The sequence below is a fragment of the Sphingomonas sp. JUb134 genome (assembly GCF_004341505.2).
Classification (GTDB): Bacteria; Pseudomonadota; Alphaproteobacteria; order Sphingomonadales; family Sphingomonadaceae; genus Sphingomonas.
The window spans coordinates 3,354,807-3,372,323 of record NZ_SLYP02000001.1 but is presented as its reverse complement, the minus strand read 5'-3'; the positions used below and the strand labels follow the sequence as shown (position 1 = coordinate 3,372,323).

The following is a 17,517-nucleotide window of genomic DNA, read 5'->3' as shown; positions in this document are numbered from 1 at the left end:
TGGCGAGTTTTCGCCGCTACGTGCAAACCGAGCTGGGGTTTACAAGAAGAGCTTATGAAATAGACGCGGAGGTAACGGCATTAAACCTTGGCGAGATATTATACCTGCCAACGTACCGTCGCATTGAAAAAGACATCAAATCTATATTTCCAGACATAGAAAGCCGGATCCGGACTCGGATTGAAGAAGGGCATATGGCACCTCGCGCCGGGGCTGGTTTCAAAGAGATCGCCGGTTTCGGCATGGGTGACATTCAGCAGATCGTTGACGGCTACACGTCGGACATTCGCGACTACAGAAGGTTGGCTTCTGAGACTGCGTCGCAGGAGTACATTCGCGATATCGTGACTGGAAAAATAAAAAAGTACTCTCTTTCAAATTTGAGAAGAATGCCAGACGACGACTTCGAAGAATTCAAAAATAGCTTGGACGATAAGCTTTTCACTTCTGCTGATAGGGAGAGCTTTCGTAAAAGAATTGACGATTTGAGAAAGCGTCAGAGTGGACAGCCAACGGCTGAATCCAGATTTCTTGGCATGTTTGTTGAAAAACTACTCGCTGCCCACATGCTAGTAAAAGATCGTGAGCATCCGCTTCGCTTGTTTGTAGATCTAGTCAGCAGCTATCTCAAGCCCGGCAAGCGGGCGTTGCTTAACGGCCATCAAATAGTTATCAGGAGTTATGCAGACGACGATATGGATGTCCCCTTGGACAAACTATCCTCGGGCGAAAAACAAATAGTTTCGATATTTGCCTATCTTCTACTCTCCGGGCAACGCGATTTCATCCTTATGATCGACGAGCCGGAACTATCTTTGTCAGTGCCTTGGCAGAAGAGATTTCTTCCGGATTTGATTCGCACTGAAAGTTGCGCACACATTGTGTCAGTCACTCATAGCCCCTTTGTATTTGATAATAACCTTAGAAGCAGTGTTGTCGATGTGAGGCGTCTGCGAGTGGCTGCCGATGACTGATTATGTTGAAGATTTGCTCGCCGAGCAGAGTAATACAAATGGCTTGCTTTTGGAAATACTCACGTCGGGCTATGAGGAATGGGATTATCTTATAGCCATTGAGGGGGTGGCGGACAGAGCATTCTATTATGACTTCCTAAAATCGGCGTTAGGCGGACCCGAGATTCGCCTGCTCGATTGCGGGGGCAAGCCGTGTCTCCTAAAGTTCAAAAAAGCCGTTGAGGAGTACAGCTGGGTTAATCCGCCGCTATTTAGATACCTTTGCGATAAAGACTTCGACGATTACCTAGGGTTTGTTCATCCAGGAGTCTGGAAAACTGAATGGTACAGCATCGAGTCCTACTTGGTTAATCCTGACTTTGTAGAATATAATGTTGCGAAGTTCTCCACGGGGCAGCTTACGCCGGGGCATCGGCGCGCGTTTGTCGATCGTTACTGGCAACTTTTTCGAAGTATGGCGAAGGACATTAGGCCCTATTGCGCGTTCATGTGTGAGATTCGATCGAACGGTGAGCATCCTCAATTTGACGATGTTGGTATCGACAAACTCTTCGACCTCACTAATCGCGAGAGTCCCCGTCGCACGGGTGTGTTGGAAACGGCTGTCAAAACGCTTAAAATCACAAAGCCGATCTCGCGTGTCGATCTCTTGAAAAGAGCTAGATCTTTCAAACCTGAAGAGATGCTCCGTTGGCTTAGGGGAAAACTCGCTCTCCAGATCGCTCGAAAGTGCTACGAGCGCGCGGTGCGAGCAACCCCCCTTGCTCAACGTACGGCCATTCCTCCTCCCACTTTCCTTGGAGGTGACGCCCTCGAATCCGCATACTTATTCTGGCGGTCACTGCCTGGGCTAAAGGACTACTGCGAAGGATAGTGCTCCGGCTTCCTTTTTGACGCTTGATGAGGGCGCAACGTTAAAGAACATGCTTGAACGGAATTAGAGTGAGGGTGGCCCCCTCATTCCACCCCCGCATCCCCGGCCGCGACCGCCTTCGCCTGCGTCTCCAGCGTCCGCCCGTCCGCGAACGCCAGCCGCAGCGGCACGCTTGCGCCGGGCGCCACCTTCGCGTCCATGTCGAACAGCATCAGGTGGAGGCCGCCGGGGGCAAGCTTCACCGTCTGGCCGGCGGGGAGGGGCAGCGCCTTGACGGGGCGCATGGTGGTGGCGCCGGACATGCCTGCCATCGCCTCGTGGCCGGCGTGGTCGGGCGCGCCGGGGGCGTCCATCTTCATGGTCTCGTGCAGCTCGGTGCGGGCGGCGGCGGGCGTGGTGACGGCGACCAGCGTCGCATCCTTGTTGCCGCCGACCAGCGTCAGATAGCCGGCCGCCGGGCGGCCGGGGACGGCGGGGAGGCGGACCCAGGCCTTTTGCGCCTGGGGCTCGGCGGGGGCTTCGGCGGCGGTGCCGCAGCCGGCGAGCAGGGAGAGGGCGAAGAGGGGGAGGAACGGCCGGGGGAGGGCCGGCAGCCGGAGCGCCGGGAGGCCCAGGCGGGCGGGGCGGGCGAGGGCGGCGGCGGTGGTGGCGGACATGGTGGTTTCCCCCTTGGGCCGGGCGGCGGGCGCGGCCGGTTCACTCTCGCGAAACGGATAGGTTCCACGCAATCTTGCGGCAAGCGGAACCCCACCTATATGCCCCAGCGTAACGACGCGTCGCCCAGTCACGGGGGCGTGTTTCGATGGTTTGACACGAGCCGGGGGCCTACGAGGGAATATGGCTAAAGTAATCGGGATCGATCTGGGCACCACCAACAGCTGCGTCGCAGTGATGGAAGGCGGCAGCCCCAAGGTGATCGAGAATGCGGAAGGTGCGCGCACCACGCCGTCGATCGTCGCGTTCGCCAAGGATGGGGAGCGACTGATCGGCCAGCCGGCCAAGCGCCAGGCGGTCACCAACCCCGACAACACGATCTTTGCGGTGAAGCGCCTGATCGGCCGCCGCTTCGACGATCCCGTCACCAAGAAGGACACCGAGCTGGTGCCCTACAGCATCGCACGCGGCCCCAACGGCGACGCGTGGGTGAAGGCGGGCGGCGAGGAATATTCGCCTTCGCAGATCAGCGCCTTCACGCTCCAGAAGATGAAGGAAACCGCCGAGAGCTATCTGGGCGAGACGGTGACGCAGGCCGTGATCACGGTGCCGGCGTACTTCAACGACGCCCAGCGCCAGGCGACCAAGGACGCGGGCAAGATCGCCGGCCTGGAAGTGCTGCGCATCATCAACGAGCCGACCGCGGCGGCGCTCGCCTATGGCCTGGACAAGGACAACAACAAGACCATCGCGGTCTATGACCTGGGCGGCGGCACGTTCGACATCTCGATCCTGGAGATCGGCGACGGCGTGTTCGAGGTGAAGGCCACCAACGGCGACACCTTCCTGGGCGGCGAGGACTTCGACTCCAAGGTCGTGCAGTTCCTGGCGGACGAGTTCAAGAAGGCGGAAGGGATCGACCTCACCAAGGACAAGCTGGCGCTGCAGCGGCTGAAGGAAGCGGCCGAGAAGGCGAAGATCGAGCTGTCCTCGGCACAGTCGACCGAGGTCAACCTACCCTTCATCACCGCGGACCAGAACGGGCCGAAGCACCTGGTGAAGACGATCAACCGCGCCGACCTGGAGCGGCTGGTCGATGATCTCATCCAGCGCACGCTGGAGCCGTGCCGCAAGGCGATGGCCGATGCGGGCGTGAAGGCGAGCGCGATCGACGAGGTCGTGATGGTCGGCGGCATGACCCGCATGCCCAAGGTGCGCCAGGTCGTGAAGGACTTCTTCGGCAAGGAGCCGCACACCGGCGTCAACCCGGACGAGGTCGTGGCGATCGGTGCCGCGATCCAGGCCGGCGTGCTGCAGGGTGACGTCAAGGACGTGCTGCTGCTCGACGTGACCCCGCTGTCGCTGGGCATCGAGACGCTGGGCGGCATCATGACCAAGATGATCGACCGCAACACGACGATCCCGACCAAGAAGTCGCAGGTCTATTCGACGGCCGACGACAACCAGCAGGCGGTCACCATCCGCGTGTTCCAGGGCGAGCGCGAGATGGCGGCGGACAACAAGATGCTGGGCCAGTTCGACCTGGTCGGCATTCCGCCGGCGCCGCGCGGCGTGCCGCAGATCGAGGTCACTTTCGACATCGACGCGAACGGCATCGTCAACGTCTCTGCCAAGGACAAGGGCACGGGCAAGGAGCAGCAGATCCGCATCCAGGCTTCGGGTGGTCTCTCGGACAGCGACATCGACCAGATGGTGCGCGACGCCGAGCAGTTCGCCGAGGAGGACAAGAAGCGCCGTGCGGCGGCCGAGGCGAAGAACAACGCCGAGAGCCTGGTGCACACCACCGAGCGCCAGCTGGCCGACAATGGCGACAAGGTCGACGCGAGCCTGAAGAGCGAGATCGAGGGCAAGATCGCCGAGACCAAGGCGGCAGTGGAAAGCGGCGACGCCGACCAGATGACCACCAAGGCGCAGGAGCTCGCCCAGGTCGCGATGAAGCTGGGCCAGGCGATCTACGAGAAGCAGCAGCAGGCCGAGGCTTCGCCGGGTGCCGAGGGCGGTGCTGCCGCTCAGGACGACGATGTGGTCGACGCGGAATTCTCCGAAGTCGACGACAGCAAGAAGTAAGACGCTGCCGGGTCGTCTCCGCTTCCGCCGGTCCTTCGGGAGCGGAGGGGCAGGGGGCGACCCGGCGTTTGATTCGGAGCCGGCGCGAGCTGGGGACGAGAGCAACACACGGCGCCGCGGGTGGCCCTGGACCGCGGCCTGCGCCCGGGGGACGGCCGACGCGATGCACACCCCCGGGTGCTGCGAGCGGCGGCAGATGGAAGCGGCATGAGCACCGAAGTCGACTATTACGAACTGCTCGGATGCGAGCGCACCGCCGATGGCGCGACGCTCAAGTCCGCCTATCGCAAGCTCGCGATGCAGTATCACCCGGACCGCAACGCCGGGTGCAAGGATTCGGAGGCCAAGTTCAAGGCCGTGTCCGAAGCCTATGAGGTGCTGAAGGACCCGCAGAAGCGCGCGGCCTACGACCGCTATGGCCATGCCGCGTTCCGCCAGGGCGGGGGCGGCGGCGCCGGCCCGCAGGACTTCGGCGGCTTTTCCGACATCTTCGAAAGCGTGTTCGGCGAGTTCATGGGCGGCCGCGGCGGCGGGCGTGCGGGACCGCGCCGGGGTGCCGACCTGCGCTACGACATGGAGATCACGCTCGACGAGGCGTTCCATGGCAAGGCGACCGAGATCACGGTCGACGTGTCCAGCGCCTGCGCCCCCTGCGGCGGCACGGGTGCCAAGCCCGGGACGAGCGCCAAGACCTGCACGACCTGCGCCGGCCACGGCAAGGTGCGCGCGCAGCAGGGCTTCTTCGTGGTCGAGCGCGCCTGCCCGACCTGCCATGGCGCGGGCCAGGTGATCAGCGATCCGTGCCCGGCCTGCCACGGCGAGGGCCGGGTGGAGCAGACCAAGACGCTGTCGGTCAACGTGCCGCCGGGCGTCGACGAGGGCACGCGCATCCGCCTGACCGGCGAGGGCGAGGCGGGCGCACGCGGGGCGCCGGCGGGCGACCTCTACATCTTCATGCACGTGAAGCGGCACCCGCTGTTCGAGCGCGAGGGCACGACGCTCTACGCGCGCGCACCGATCAGCTTCACGACCGCGGCGCTGGGCGGCGAGATCGAGATCCCGGGGCTCGACGGCGACGTGCGCACGATCCGCATCCCGGCCGGCATCCAGTCCGGCCGCGAGCTGCGCCAGCGCGGGGCCGGCATGCCGGTGCTGCAGGGCCGCGGCTTCGGCGACCTGGTGGTGCGCGTCGAGGTGGAGACGCCGACGCGGCTGTCGGCCAAGCAGCGCGAGCTCCTGGAAGCATTCCGCGAGACCGAGACGGGCGAGGAATGCCCCGAGAGCCAGGGCTTCTTCGCCAAGCTGAAGTCGGCGCTGGGCTAAGCCCGGCGCTGCACCGCCGTCAGGGGATCAGCGGGAACATCCACGGCCGCCGGGGAACTGCACGAGCAGCACCTCCGGCTGGCGATCCGGCGGGCCGATGCGTTGCGTGGCGGCGCCCTCCAGGATCGGCGGATACATCGGCCCCCAGCCGATCGCGACCGCACAGCCGCGCATCCGGATCAGCCGCCGTGCTGCCGCCGGTGAGAGATGCGGGCCGGAGTAGAGGCCCGCGGCCCAGCGCTCCCGCCACGGCGCCTGGACCACGATGGGGGTGAAGCCCGAAGCCGGCGAGGCGCGGTATTTCAGCATCGCCAGCGCCACGGCGTCGTCGCCTGCGAACACCGGCAGGGGATGCAGGCGCTCGACTGCGGCAGCCGTCTGGCGCCATTGATCGCGCTCCCGGTCCGGCAGCCAAGCCGCGAGCCCGATCGCGCTGGAGGCGAGCAATACCGCCACGGTCGCTGCGGCGACCAGGCGCGACCGGATCTGGACGACCGCGACCGAGAGCAGGACCAGCGCCGGGCTGCTTGCCCAGCTCAAGGTGCGCGGCAGGAAGATCGGGACGCGCTGGGTGATGGCGAACAGCAGCAGCGGTGCGCCGGCGACCAGCACCGCGAGGAGCGTGAGGTCGGGCCGGCGTGCCCGCACCACCCAGGCGCCCAGCCCTGCGAAGAGCCCGAGGAGCTGGGCAGTGCCGACCGGACCCGCTGCGCGCAGGTACATCGGCAGATACGCGACCGCCGTCATGTCGATCGCTTCGCGGAAGGAGGGCGCTGCGATCCAGGCGATGTTGGTGACGGGCATGGCGAGCTGGCGAAGCGTGATCGCCGCCCACCAGCTCCACAGCGCGAGCACGCCGGCATTCGCCACGAGCCAGTCCCGCTGCGCGCGGCGGTCGTCCCGGAGCAGCCAGAGCATGGTGACGGCCGCAAGCCCGGCGAAGAGCGCCAGCGTGGTATGCGCGTACAGGGCCGTAAGCGTAGCTGCCGCGTAGAGGACCAGCCCCGCGGTGGAGCGGCGCCGAAGGTAGAGCACCATGCCGAGGCAGGCGAAGAGCACTGCCGTGTGCGCCAGGCCATATGCCCGGACTTGCTGGCTGAAATCGACATGCTGGGCCGAGAGCGCGAGCAGCATCGCGGCCAGCAGCGCCGCGCGTGGGCCATCCAGCGTGCGGCCGAGCAGAAACGCCGCCCAGATCCCCGTGAGGCCGATGGCGATCGGCAGCAGCCGGAGCGCAATGTCGCTGTCCCCGAACAGGGCCATGCTTCCCGCCAAGAGCGAGTAGAACAACGGTGGGTTGGTTTCCCGCACCATCCACGCGCTCCACAGGCGATGGATGGGCTGGCGGGCGAACTCGACGGAGGCGAGCTCGTCATACCATAGGGAATGATCGGCGGTGCCGAGGCGCAGCAACGCCGCGGCCGCAAGGATCGCGAGCAGCAGGAGCGTTGGCCTGGAGCCGAGTGCGCGAGCGCACGCTCCCCGTGTTTCCCAAACTCGTCCGATATCGCCGCTGCGCCGCAAGCCGCGCTCCCGTTCTGCCCATCGCGCCTTCAAGAGCGGACGTGCTGTACGGAGAAAGCGTCAACGAAGACTTGCGGGGGCTGTGGGGCGGCGTCCTCGTTTCGGAAAGCGGGGCTTGCGGATCAGTGGCGGCGGCGGAGGCGGGGGAGCCTGTAGCCGCCTTCGCTGCCGCGGAATCCGCTGTAGTTTTCACAGGCGACCCCATCGCCGTCCCCGTCCATCTCCGGGCGATAGCCGGGGGAGCCGCGGTGTATGGGCGCGGCGCCTGCGGCGCGCGCCTCGCTGCAGCCGCTGAAGTAGACGGAGCGCTCGGCCGCTTCGGGGTCCTGCACTGTCGCCTTCACCGCAGGCGGCTTGGGTGTGGAGGTCTGTGCCCACAACCGCTGTAGGTTTGGGGTGGCGATCCAGGTCGCGGCGAATACCAGAACACACCCCAGGGCGACGACCGCCGGGTAGCCGGACCGACGTGCCGAGGCGCGGCGCGAGCCAAAGGAGCCGCGATCGGCCTGCGCCTGCCGCAAATGAGGGAAGCGATTGCTCATGGCGAAGGGATGGCAGGCGGAAGTTGCCACGGACCTAACGGGTCGCGCGGCTGGTGTGGCGGATTAGCAGGTCGGGCGATCGGCGTGCGGGCGGCGAACCCGCCCGTCGCCTCCGCCGTCAGCCGCGGGTCTCGCGGCCGTAGACGTCGGGGAGGAAGGCGACGCCCCTGGGGGCGGCGGTGGCGGTGAAATAGGTGAGGTAGACGGGCACCGCCTGGGGCAGGGGGGCGGCCTGTTCCGGCTTCTTGGCGACGGTGGTGATCGGCTTGCCGAGCAGCCATTTGCCCAGCGTCGGCGCATCCTCCAGCCGCACGCAGCCGTTGCTGAAGTGCCGGGCGGGCTTCTTCATCAGCGCCTTCTCGTTGGTGTCGTGCAGGTAGATGCCGAGGTCGTTGGGGAACATGAACTTGACGCGGCCCATCGAGTTGGCGGGGCCGGGCAGTTGGCGCACGCGCACTTCCTGCTGGCCGGCGGCAACGGCGTGCCAGTCGATCGCCTTGGGATCGAGCCTGGTGGCGTTCTCGCTCCAGTCGGACAGCGCCTCGAACCGCATGGCGGTGAGCGACTGGCCGGCGAGCACCTTGGGCGCGATCTTCTTTTGGACGAGGTCGGTCGGCACGTTCCAATAGGGGTTGAGGATCGCGTAGCGGACCATGCCGGCGAGCATCGGCGTCTGCGTCTGCGGCGTGCCGACGACGACGCGCATGGTGCCGACCTGCTTGCCGCCCTGGTAGAAATAGAGGCGTGCCGACGCGGCATCGACGACGATATGGCGCGTCCAGGCGCCGGGCAGCAGGCGCGCGCGATCGAGGTTGATGCGCAGGCGCGCGCGGTCGTCCGGGGACAGGCCCGGGGTCGCCAGCAGCGTGCGCAGGCGCACGTAGTGCGGGCTCATCCAGCCCATGTCGCGGATGTAGCTTGCGAACGACTTGGTGAGGACGGCCGCGCGCAGCACGTTCTCGGCCTTGAGCTTGCGGGGCTTCACCTCGTCATCGAGGTAGGTCATGCCCGTTTCGCGCGGGCGGCGGACGTCCGCCACATAGTCGGCAAGCGCGCGAGAGAGCGCGAGTTCGGCCTGGGCGACGGCGACGGGATCGCCGCTGCGCGCCGCGGCCACCGCCTTGCGCAGCGCATCCGGCCCGTAGCTGTTGGGGCGCAGGCCATCAAGGTCGGCGGTCTCGACCATGTCGACAAAGGCGTCGGCCTCCGGACCCAGCCGGCCGCTCGTCGCCCAGATCGGCCAGAAGCCGCGATCGGCGTAGAAGCCCTTGACCTTGCCGCCGGCCTGCTCGCGGATCTGCACCGCGACGGCGCGGGTGGCGGGGGTCGCCTGCGGCTCGCTGGGCGCGGGCTTTGCCGTCGCCTTTTTGGGTGCCGGCTTCCTTGCGGCGGATTTCCGGGCGGGCGCGGATTTCTTTGCCTGGGCATAGGCGCGCGCGTCCCAGGTCGGGGCGAGCCCGGTCCCGGCGGTGGCGATCAGAAGCAGAATGGCGGGGATGCGGCAGTGCCGCATCCCCCGGTCGAGACGGATCAGCCGCGTTCTCCCCGCGGGGTGGGCGGCGGCGGCGGCGGGGGCGGCGGCGCCGGCGGCGCGAGCGGGTGATAGATGCCGTCCGAGGTGTAATAGCCGTCGATGATGCCGTCGCCGTCGCGATCGGCAGCGACGCTACCCGAAACCGCGCCCGGCGGCGGCGGCGGGGTGGTGGCGACAGGCGGGTCCTTGGAACAGGCGGCGAGCGACGCAGCGCCTGCGGCCAAGAGAATCATGGAACGGATACGCATCTTCATCCTCCCTTTAAGGACCGGTCGGCGCTCCCTGCGCCGCCCGAAGAGCCCCGTGAAACGGGCCTTTCAAAGGCGTCCCCCCGCCTGAACGGAAGGTGAAGCCACCGAGGCCCACAGCGGCCAGCCGTTCCACCGGTGCGGCAGCCGCCATGGGAGAGAAGAACGCCCGTTGGTGGAACGGGATCCGGACGGGTGGTTCAGCCGAGCGCCTCGTCGAGCAGCCGCGCGAGGCGCAGGCCGCCGCGCTCGACCTGAAGCTTGGCGACGGGCAGGAGCCGGTCGATGGTCGCCTGGTCGAGCGTCACCCGGCCTTCCGGCACCGGCCCGCAGGCATCGCCGCCGAAGGCGCTGGCATAGGCATAGTCGCGGCTGATCTCCCAGCTCTGGCGGCTCCAGTCCTCGACGCTGCCGCCGGCGAGCATCGAGCGTTCCTGGGCGGTGTAGGTGCGGAAGATCGACGGCGGAGTGGAGACCGCGCGCTCGGTGAGCGGGCCGTCCCAGACGCTGTGGAGGTTGAAGCGATCCGGCCCGTAGATGCCGTAGCGGGCCTTGACGCGGTTGCCGCCCAGATCGCCGCGGTCGCCGGCGTGGAGCGGCATGTGCAGGTCGCCGACGAAGTGGATCAGGAACACCAGCGCCTGCACCCGCTCGCGGACCGGGACCTTGGGGTCCTGGAGCAGCTTCATGTCGCGGGTGATCTGCGCCGAGACGCAATTGCCGTCCTTGCAGGCCGACTTGAGATCGAACGGCTTGCACACGTCGACGTTCTGATAGTGCCAGGAAAAGGCGTAGCTGAACCGCTCGCCCAGCGGCTTCACGCAGTCGGCCCAGACGCTCGCCTCCTCGACCGTGCGGGCGGGGCAGGTAGGCGTCTCCAGCAGCTTCTGCTGGCGCAGCAGCGCGTCGATCTTCGCGCGGGTGGCGGGGGAGACGTTGCGATAGGCGATCGCGGCGACGCTCTCATGCCCATATTCCCAATAGGCCTGGGCGGGTGAGGCGACGAAGACGAGGGCGAGCGCGAAGAGGAGGCGGCGAATCATGGCCGGTCCCTTAGGCGAAACGCGAGGGCTGGGGGAGGGTGGGACTCGGCGGTTTTGCCGAACCGTCAGCGTTCGTCCGATCCCTCGCCGGGCTCAGGGATCCATTCGTGGTTCTCGACGATGGTCGAGGCAACCGGCCGGCCCTCGGCATCGCGGGAGGGATCGAAGCGGAAGCGCTGCTGGATCAGGCGGCAGGTGAGCGCGTCGAGCTGGGCGCTGCCGCTGGAATCGGTGACGTCGCAGCGGCCGACGCGGCCGTTGGTCTCGACCACGTAGCGGACGCCCACCGTGCCGCCGATCCCGGCTTGGGTGAGGGCGGAGGGATAGTCGGAATCGCGCAGCTGGCCGCGGCGCCAGCGGGGCGGGGTCTCGCCTGCGCCACCACCGCCGCCGCCGTCGCCATCCCCGCCCGCGCCGCTGCCGGTGCCGTTCCCCACGCCGCCGCTGCCGGTGCCGGGGCCCCTGATCGGGGCGGCGCCGGTGTTCGCCTGGCTGCCGGTGCCGGCGATCTCGGCGGTGACCAGCGGCGGCGGCTGGAGGACGATCGGCACCGGCGGGGCGACGATCTCGGTCGCCTTGCCGCGCAGGTTGGCGGGGGAGGCGGCACCCTCTGGCCGGGGCGCGGTGGCGCGCTTGGGCGCCTCGTGGACCTCGCGCTTGGGGCGGGAGCGGACGGGCGGGGTCGGCTCGGGTTCGGGGGCGGGGAGGATGCCGAAAACGCTGGGGGCGCGCTCGGCAAGCCGGCGCACGTCGACGGAGAGGCCCGCAACCAGCGCGGCGCCGAGGCCCAGCGACACGGCCACGGCCGCGACGGCGCCGCGGGCGCGCTCGGCCGGGGTGCTGCGGAACGCTTCCATGCCGCTTCATGTGGGCGTCCCGGCCGCCGCGGCAAGGGCGGCCGGGACGGGCGATCAGCCCTCGTCGCCGTAGATCGCGACGATGCGCTTCGTGCCGGACGTGACCTTGCCGCGGTACATGCCGGGGGTGTTGAAGCTCCACGTCGCCTCGCCATTCGGGCCGGTGACGATGACGCCGCCGGTGCCGCCCAGCGCCAGGGTTTCCGCCATCACCGTGTCGGCGGCGGCTTGCAGGGTCTCGCCCTTGAAGCGGATGCGGGCGCAGATCTCGTGCGCGACGCCCTCGCGGATGAAGAACTCGCCGGCACCGGTGGCGGAGACGGCGCAGGCGCGGTCGTCGGCATAGGTGCCGGCGCCGATCAGCGGCGAATCGCCGACCCGGCCCCAGCGCTTGCCGGTGACGCCGCCGGTCGAGGTGGCGGCGGCGACATGGCCGGCCTGGTCGCGCGCGACCGCGCCCACGGTGCCGTATTTCATGTCGACGTCGAACCAGCCGAGCTTCTTGGCCTTGAGCTCGTCGAGCTGGCGGCGGCGCTCGTCGGTCGCGAACCAGCTGGGGTCGACCTGCTCCAGCCCCTGTTCGGTCGAGAAGATGTCGGCGCCCTTGCCGGCGAGGAGGACGTGCGGGCTGTTGTCCATCACCGCGCGGGCGAGGCTGACGGGGTGGCGGGTGCGGGTGACGCCCGCGACGGCGCCGGCGGCACGGGTCGAGCCGTCCATGATCGCGGCGTCGAGCTCATTGGTGCCTTCATAGGTGAAGACGGCGCCGCGGCCCGCGTTGAAGCTGGGATCGTCCTCCAGCACGTGGATCGCCGCTTCGACCGCATCGACCGCGCTGCCGCCCTTGGCGAGCACGGCTTCGCCGGCGGCGAGCGCGGCGTCGAGGCCGGCGCGGGCGGCGGCCTCGCGCTCCGGGGTCATGCGCGCGCGCTCGATCGAGCCGGCGCCGCCGTGGATCACCAGCGTCCAGGTGGGCTTCTGCTCGGCGGCGGCGGGAGAGGACATCAACAGGGCTCCGATCAACAGGGCTAGGCGCATCGTGCGGCTCCAGAAGGAGCGCGCGGTGTAGCAGAAGGGGCGGTGCATGCCACCGCGTCCGGCGCGCCTTCCGCCTGCCACACTGCGCGTCTATATGGGGGGAGCCCCGACAGCCTCTGCGAGAAGATCCTCATGTCCGTCCGCCCCTGGCGCGATATCGTCCGCCGTCCGAGCCGCCAGATCATGGTCGGCAACGTGCCCGTCGGCGGCGATGCCCCGGTGACGGTGCAGACGATGACCAACACGCCGACGCCGGACGTGCGCGCGACCGTGGACCAGATCCGCCGGTGCGAGGAAGCGGGCGTCGACATCATCCGCGTGTCCTGCCCCGACGTGGAATCGACCGCGGCGCTCAAGCAGATCGTGCGCGCCTCGCGGGTGCCGATCGTCGCGGACATCCATTTCCACTACAAGCGCGCGCTGGAAGCCGCGGACGCAGGTGCCGCGTGCCTGCGCATCAACCCGGGCAACATCGGCTCGTCCGAGCGCGTGGCGGAGGTGGTTCGCGCCGCCAAGGCCAATGGCTGCGCGATCCGGATCGGCGTCAACGCCGGCAGCCTGGAGAAGGTCCTGCTGGAGAAATACGGCGAGCCTTGTCCCGAAGCGCTGGTCGAAAGCGCGCTCGACCATATCAAGCTGCTCCAGGATCACGACTTCCACGAATACAAGGTCGCGGTGAAGGCGTCGGACGTGTTCCTGGCGGTCGCGGCCTATCAGGGGCTGGCCGAAGCGACCGACTGCCCGCTGCACTTAGGCATCACCGAGGCGGGCGGGCTGATCGGCGGTACGGTCAAATCTTCGATCGGCATCGGATCGCTGCTGTGGTTCGGGATCGGCGACACCATCCGCGTGTCGCTGTCGGCCGAGCCCGAGGAAGAAGTGCGCGTCGGCTTCGAGATCCTGAAGGCGCTGGGCATCCGCAACCGCGGCGTGCGCGTCGTGTCGTGCCCGTCGTGCGCGCGCCAGGGCTTCGACGTGATCCGCACCGTCCAGAAGCTGGAGGAGCGGCTGCAGCACATCCGCACGCCGATGTCGCTGTCGGTGCTCGGCTGCGTCGTCAACGGCCCGGGCGAGGCGCGCGAGACCGACATCGGCATCACCGGCGGCGGCAACGGCCGCCACATGGTCTATCTGTCGGGCGTCACCGACCATCATGTCGAGGACGCGGACATGGTCGACCACATCGTCCGGCTGGTCGAGGCCAAGGCCGCCGAGATCGAGGCGCAGGCCGCGGCGCTGGAGCAGGCGGCGGAGTAGGCGGCTGGACGCGGCGGGCGTTTGCTGCGCATCGACGCGGCCATGACCCGCACCCATACCTCGCCCGCCGTCGCCTTTGCCGCGGCATCGGCGGGCATCGCCATCTATTCGTGCATGGACGCCCTGATGAAGGGGCTGAGCATCGCGAGCGGTGCGTATAGCGCCGTCCTGTGGCGCTCGGTCGCGGGCGTGCTGCTCACCGGCACGGTGTTCGTGGCGCGGCGGCAGCGCTGGCCCGAGCGCAAGGCGCTCCGGCTGCACGTGCTGCGCGGGCTGGCGGCGGGGCTGTCGGTGCTGCTGTTCTTCTGGGGGCTGGTGCGCGTGCCGATGGCGCAGGGGGTGGCGCTCACCTTTCTGTCGCCGCTGATCGCGCTGTTCCTGGCGGCGGCGCTGCTGGGCGAGCGGATCCGGCGTGCCGCGATCCTGGGATCGGTGGTGGCAGCCGTGGGCGTGCTGGTGATCGCGCTGGGGCAGGCGCAGGCGGGCGCCTCGGTGGATGTGGTGCTGGGCGCGCTCGCGATCGTGGTCGCGTCGGTGCTCTATGCCTATAGCCTGATCCTGCTGCGCCAGCAGGCGCAGCTCGCCGACCCGCTGGAGGTGACGCTGTTCACCAGCCTGGTGATCGGCGTGCTGCTGGCGCTGGGAGCACCCTGGCTGGCGACGTGGCCGGCGACCGACCAGCTGGTGCCGATCGTCGGCTCGGCGATCCTGGGGTCGATCTCCGCGCTGCTGCTCGCCTGGTCCTATGGCCGGGCGGAGGCGCAGGTGCTGGCACCGGTCGAATACACCGCCTTTGTCTGGGCGGCGCTGCTCGGTTACCTCGTATTCGACGAGCGGGTGTCGCCGTTCACCGTCGCGGGTGCGCTGCTGATCGTCGGCGGCTGCCTGGTGGCGGTGCGCGGCGCCGCCCCGGTTTCCCAGAGCGAGGCAGGCGCATGATCGCAATCCGAACCGCCACTCCGGACGATGCGGGGCTGATCTTCGGCTTCGTGCGCGATCTGGCGCGCCACGAGGACGCCGAGGACAAGCTGGTCGCGACCGAGGCGCTGCTGCGCCGGGCGCTCGAGGAGCGCGGGGTCGAGGCGGCGATCGCCGAGCAGGACGAACGGGCGGTGGGCGCCGCGCTGTTCTTTCACAAGCATTCGACCTGGAGCGGCTGGAACGGGCTGTACCTGGAAGACCTGTACGTCGCGCCCGAAGCGCGCGGCTCCGGCGCGGGCCGGGCGCTGCTCGCCCATGTCGCGGCGGTCGGCGTCGCGGGCGGGTGCACGCGGGTCGAATGGGCGGTGAGCGACACCAACGCCGCCGCCGCCGGCTTCTACCGGAGTCTCGGCGCCGAGCCGATGCCATGGCGGATTTATCGCGTTTCGGGCGAGGCGCTGGCGCGGCTGGCCGGGAGCTGACCCTCCAGGCCGTGGACCGGGACGTGATCGCTTCCGGATTGTGCGCGGAGAGTCCGGGATCGGTGGATTACGGCCCGCCGCTTTAGAGCACCTACGGGAGTTTCCTGCCATTCGCGCGGCTTCGGGTTCAAGGCGCGGCGAACCTACCGAACCTGAGTCTCCCCATCAGACGTTCGGGGGCGGTACGCCTGGCGACTGTCGGGGGAAAAGCGGCCGCGGATTGCGGTCAGGCTGTTGCTTCTTCCTGCGCTTGTTCGGGACTCAGGCGACGGCGTGCTCTTGCCTCCGGTCGGCTGCAACGACGCGGTTGCGACCGGCAGCCTTGGCTCGCAGAAGCGCTGCATCGGCCGTCTGCACGAGCTTGTCGGCGCCGCACACCTCTGGAGTGCTGGAGACGCCGAACGATGCGGTGATTGTCCCCAGGTCCTTGCCCTCATGCTCGATCCGCATCGCAGCGATGCGCCCGCGGACCTCCTCGGCCCGCTCGCGGGCCTGGTCCAGCGAAAGGCCGGGCAGCAGGAGCAGGAACTCCTCTCCCCCGAACCGGAAGGCCAGCGCGCCCTCCCGGCTCGATCCCTTGAGGGTAGCGCCCACCTCGCGCAGCACGGCATCTCCGGCATCGTGACCGAAGCTGTCGTTGATCCGCTTGAAATGATCGACGTCCATCATGAGGCAGCTCAGCGGACGCTCCCCAGCCGCCAACTCCAGGCCGAGCACCGCGTCCAGGTGACGCCGATTGGCGAGCCCGGTGAGCGGGTCCGCCATGGCCATTTCCCGTAATGCATCCCTGAGGCGCAGGTTGGCGACGGCCAAGCCGATGTTCTCGGCCAGCATCGTCAGATACACGTCTGATCGCGTCGGCGCCTGCTGGGCATCGCCGCGACGTTCGAGGTAAAGCAGGCCCAGGATCTCGCGCTGGGCCGTGAGTGGCAGACAGATGAAGTCTGCCTCGTCGTCGCCTCCGGCCTGCAGGTGATCACAAGGAACGTCGACATTTTGGCCGCCCGTCCGGTGCGGCAAGCCGCGCCGCAACGCCCAGCAGGAAAGCGGCGAAAATTCCGTTCGTGAATGCACGGGGTCAAGCCAGGAGCATATCTCCACCATTGCCTGGCGCGGCTTGTCGAGGATGTAGAGCCTGCCGGCGTATCCCAGAGCGATCTGCGGGGTGAAGCGCTCGATCACGTCCTTGAGATCGTCGAGAGTATCGCTTGCCTGCATCCGCTGCGTCATGCGGGACAGCAGGTCCCGCATGTTCCGGTCCGCGTTCTGTTCTTCTTCCAATCTCAGCCGTTCCAGGCCGTTGTCCCGGAAGATCCCGATCGCCTGCGCCATGTCGCCGATCTCGTCGATCTGCTCCAGGTTCGGAGGCACGGCCGCATAGTCCTGTGCGGCAAGTCGCTTCACAACATCGCTCAGCTTCACGACGGGGTGCAGCACCCGCCGCTTGAAGATGAAGAAGAGGACGCACAGGAACAGGAGTGCGGTGATCGCCAGCACGACCTCCGAAACGGTACGCCAGATCCTGGCGACCTTCGTGGCCCCGGCCACTTCCGTTTCGGTCCGCTGGTCCAACCGATATTGAAAGCGCTCGAACAGGCTGTTTGCCCGATCCAGTTCCTGCTCATAATTCGGGCTGAACAGGATCTCGACCGCGGTGGCCTTGTCCCCCTTCAGGCGCGCTGCGACTGCGGCTTGCTGCTCGTCCTGCAAGTCATCGAGCACCCCGAGGGCATCCTTGAGAGCCTGGAGCTCGTCGGGACCCGCGCCGACATCCTGCACGCGGCGTATGCGATGTTCGATCGTGCGAAGTTCGCTCCTGCCGCGCTCGTACGCGGCAAGATCCGCGGCGGTGCCGGTGACGACGAACTGGCGAGCCCGGCCGCTGAGACTGGCTTCCAGCATCGCCACCTTCGAGCTTGCCTGATCCAGCGCATATCGCTGCGCGACAGCCGCTCGCTCCTCGTTCTGCGCCTGGGAGGCGAGCAGCATGGTGCCGCCAGAAAGCAGGGCGAGCGCCACTGTGGTCCCATACGCCCAGTTCGTGATGGTCGCGAGTCTCACCTCGCAGGTGTTACAGCGCCAGGAGCTTCGTTTCCGTTAAGGGGCTGGCGAGGCTGGTTGTCCGCATCTGGCGTCCGGACGGACAGCCTTTATGAGT

16 protein-coding genes are annotated in these 17,517 nt (G+C 67.6%); 7 read left to right on the top strand and 9 right to left on the bottom strand.

The genetic code is table 11. From position 1 onward, the window contains the following. The first annotated feature begins 20 nt into the window (after nucleotides 1-20). Both EDF69_RS19700 and EDF69_RS15855 read left to right on the top strand, forming a co-directional pair. Nucleotides 21-974 (top strand): AAA family ATPase, encoded by a 954-nt coding sequence (locus EDF69_RS19700; protein WP_132883009.1) that lies wholly within the window; start codon nucleotides 21-23, stop codon nucleotides 972-974. After that, nucleotides 967-1,848, top strand: a complete 882-nt coding sequence (locus EDF69_RS15855; protein WP_132883010.1) for a hypothetical protein — start codon at nucleotides 967-969, stop codon at nucleotides 1,846-1,848. Before EDF69_RS19700 ends, EDF69_RS15855 begins: the two co-directional genes overlap by 8 nt. 83 nt (nucleotides 1,849-1,931) lie before the next feature. Here the strand turns inward: EDF69_RS15855 and EDF69_RS15850 are convergent, their stop codons facing one another. Beyond that, nucleotides 1,932-2,504, bottom strand: a complete 573-nt coding sequence (locus EDF69_RS15850) for a copper chaperone PCu(A)C (RefSeq protein ID WP_132883011.1) — start codon at nucleotides 2,502-2,504, stop codon at nucleotides 1,932-1,934. A gap of 181 nt (nucleotides 2,505-2,685) precedes the next feature. Between EDF69_RS15850 and dnaK the strand changes: the two genes are divergently transcribed. Both dnaK and dnaJ read left to right on the top strand, forming a co-directional pair. Further along, nucleotides 2,686-4,590, top strand: a complete 1,905-nt coding sequence (gene dnaK, locus EDF69_RS15845; protein ID WP_132883012.1) for a molecular chaperone DnaK — start codon at nucleotides 2,686-2,688, stop codon at nucleotides 4,588-4,590. 207 nt (nucleotides 4,591-4,797) lie between these two features. Continuing rightward, nucleotides 4,798-5,913, top strand: coding sequence for a molecular chaperone DnaJ (gene dnaJ, locus EDF69_RS15840; protein ID WP_132883013.1), 1,116 nt, complete (start codon nucleotides 4,798-4,800; stop codon nucleotides 5,911-5,913). 27 nt (nucleotides 5,914-5,940) lie between these two features. Here the strand turns inward: dnaJ and EDF69_RS15835 are convergent, their stop codons facing one another. From EDF69_RS15835 to EDF69_RS15805, 7 genes are all read right to left on the bottom strand, one after another. Next, complete coding sequence (locus EDF69_RS15835) at nucleotides 5,941-7,326, bottom strand: glycosyltransferase family 39 protein (protein ID WP_132883014.1); 1,386 nt, start codon at nucleotides 7,324-7,326, stop codon at nucleotides 5,941-5,943. 233 nt (nucleotides 7,327-7,559) lie between these two features. After that, complete coding sequence (locus EDF69_RS15830; RefSeq protein WP_132883015.1) at nucleotides 7,560-7,979, bottom strand: excalibur calcium-binding domain-containing protein; 420 nt, start codon at nucleotides 7,977-7,979, stop codon at nucleotides 7,560-7,562. 118 nt (nucleotides 7,980-8,097) lie between these two features. After that, nucleotides 8,098-9,492: a L,D-transpeptidase family protein gene (locus tag EDF69_RS15825; RefSeq protein WP_132883016.1), complete on the bottom strand. Its 1,395-nt coding sequence runs from the start codon at nucleotides 9,490-9,492 to the stop codon at nucleotides 8,098-8,100. Nucleotides 9,493-9,509: 17 nt separating this feature from the next. Further along, a complete protein-coding gene (locus tag EDF69_RS15820; RefSeq protein WP_125962493.1) occupies nucleotides 9,510-9,761 on the bottom strand; it encodes a hypothetical protein in 252 nt (83 codons plus the stop codon). 200 nt (nucleotides 9,762-9,961) lie between these two features. Continuing rightward, entirely contained in the window at nucleotides 9,962-10,804 is an 843-nt protein-coding gene (locus EDF69_RS15815) for a S1/P1 nuclease (RefSeq protein ID WP_132883017.1), read from the bottom strand. A gap of 65 nt (nucleotides 10,805-10,869) precedes the next feature. Beyond that, nucleotides 10,870-11,661: a TonB family protein gene (locus EDF69_RS15810; protein ID WP_132883018.1), complete on the bottom strand. Its 792-nt coding sequence runs from the start codon at nucleotides 11,659-11,661 to the stop codon at nucleotides 10,870-10,872. Nucleotides 11,662-11,715: 54 nt separating this feature from the next. Beyond that, complete coding sequence (locus tag EDF69_RS15805) at nucleotides 11,716-12,666, bottom strand: isoaspartyl peptidase/L-asparaginase family protein (protein ID WP_132883149.1); 951 nt, start codon at nucleotides 12,664-12,666, stop codon at nucleotides 11,716-11,718. A 165-nt stretch (nucleotides 12,667-12,831) separates the two neighbouring features. On the opposite strand from EDF69_RS15805, the gene ispG reads away from it, so the two are divergent. From ispG to EDF69_RS15790, 3 genes are read left to right on the top strand one after another with little or no spacing between them, the layout of a single operon-like run. Further along, the gene (ispG, locus tag EDF69_RS15800) at nucleotides 12,832-13,956 is read left to right on the top strand and encodes a flavodoxin-dependent (E)-4-hydroxy-3-methylbut-2-enyl-diphosphate synthase (protein ID WP_132883019.1); all 1,125 of its coding nucleotides are present in this window, start codon (nucleotides 12,832-12,834) and stop codon (nucleotides 13,954-13,956) included. A 42-nt stretch (nucleotides 13,957-13,998) separates the two neighbouring features. Continuing rightward, nucleotides 13,999-14,895: a DMT family transporter gene (locus EDF69_RS15795; RefSeq protein WP_132883020.1), complete on the top strand. Its 897-nt coding sequence runs from the start codon at nucleotides 13,999-14,001 to the stop codon at nucleotides 14,893-14,895. After that, on the top strand, nucleotides 14,892-15,359 hold the full coding sequence (locus tag EDF69_RS15790; protein WP_132883021.1) for a GNAT family N-acetyltransferase: 468 nt from the start codon (nucleotides 14,892-14,894) through the stop codon (nucleotides 15,357-15,359). Before EDF69_RS15795 ends, EDF69_RS15790 begins: the two co-directional genes overlap by 4 nt. Before the next feature lie 261 nt (nucleotides 15,360-15,620). Here the strand turns inward: EDF69_RS15790 and EDF69_RS15785 are convergent, their stop codons facing one another. Continuing rightward, the gene (locus tag EDF69_RS15785) at nucleotides 15,621-17,420 is read right to left on the bottom strand and encodes a diguanylate cyclase (protein ID WP_132883022.1); all 1,800 of its coding nucleotides are present in this window, start codon (nucleotides 17,418-17,420) and stop codon (nucleotides 15,621-15,623) included. Between the last annotated feature and the right edge of the window lie 97 nt (nucleotides 17,421-17,517).

Excerpts from the sequence above, each read along its gene's own strand:
- EDF69_RS15855 (WP_132883010.1), top strand. The coding sequence starts at position 967 with ATGACTGATTATGTTGAAGATTTGCTCGCCGAGCAGAGTAATACAAAT.
- EDF69_RS15850 (WP_132883011.1), bottom strand. The coding sequence starts at position 2,504 with ATGTCCGCCACCACCGCCGCCGCCCTCGCCCGCCCCGCCCGCCTGGGC.
- dnaK (WP_132883012.1), top strand. The coding sequence starts at position 2,686 with ATGGCTAAAGTAATCGGGATCGATCTGGGCACCACCAACAGCTGCGTC.
- dnaJ (WP_132883013.1), top strand. The coding sequence starts at position 4,798 with ATGAGCACCGAAGTCGACTATTACGAACTGCTCGGATGCGAGCGCACC.
- EDF69_RS15830 (WP_132883015.1), bottom strand. The coding sequence starts at position 7,979 with ATGAGCAATCGCTTCCCTCATTTGCGGCAGGCGCAGGCCGATCGCGGC.
- EDF69_RS15825 (WP_132883016.1), bottom strand. The coding sequence starts at position 9,492 with ATGCGGCACTGCCGCATCCCCGCCATTCTGCTTCTGATCGCCACCGCC.
- EDF69_RS15820 (WP_125962493.1), bottom strand. The coding sequence starts at position 9,761 with ATGCGTATCCGTTCCATGATTCTCTTGGCCGCAGGCGCTGCGTCGCTC.
- EDF69_RS15815 (WP_132883017.1), bottom strand. The coding sequence starts at position 10,804 with ATGATTCGCCGCCTCCTCTTCGCGCTCGCCCTCGTCTTCGTCGCCTCA.
- EDF69_RS15810 (WP_132883018.1), bottom strand. The coding sequence starts at position 11,661 with ATGGAAGCGTTCCGCAGCACCCCGGCCGAGCGCGCCCGCGGCGCCGTC.
- EDF69_RS15805 (WP_132883149.1), bottom strand. The coding sequence starts at position 12,666 with ATGTCCTCTCCCGCCGCCGCCGAGCAGAAGCCCACCTGGACGCTGGTG.
- ispG (WP_132883019.1), top strand. The coding sequence starts at position 12,832 with ATGTCCGTCCGCCCCTGGCGCGATATCGTCCGCCGTCCGAGCCGCCAG.
- EDF69_RS15795 (WP_132883020.1), top strand. The coding sequence starts at position 13,999 with ATGACCCGCACCCATACCTCGCCCGCCGTCGCCTTTGCCGCGGCATCG.
- EDF69_RS15790 (WP_132883021.1), top strand. The coding sequence starts at position 14,892 with ATGATCGCAATCCGAACCGCCACTCCGGACGATGCGGGGCTGATCTTC.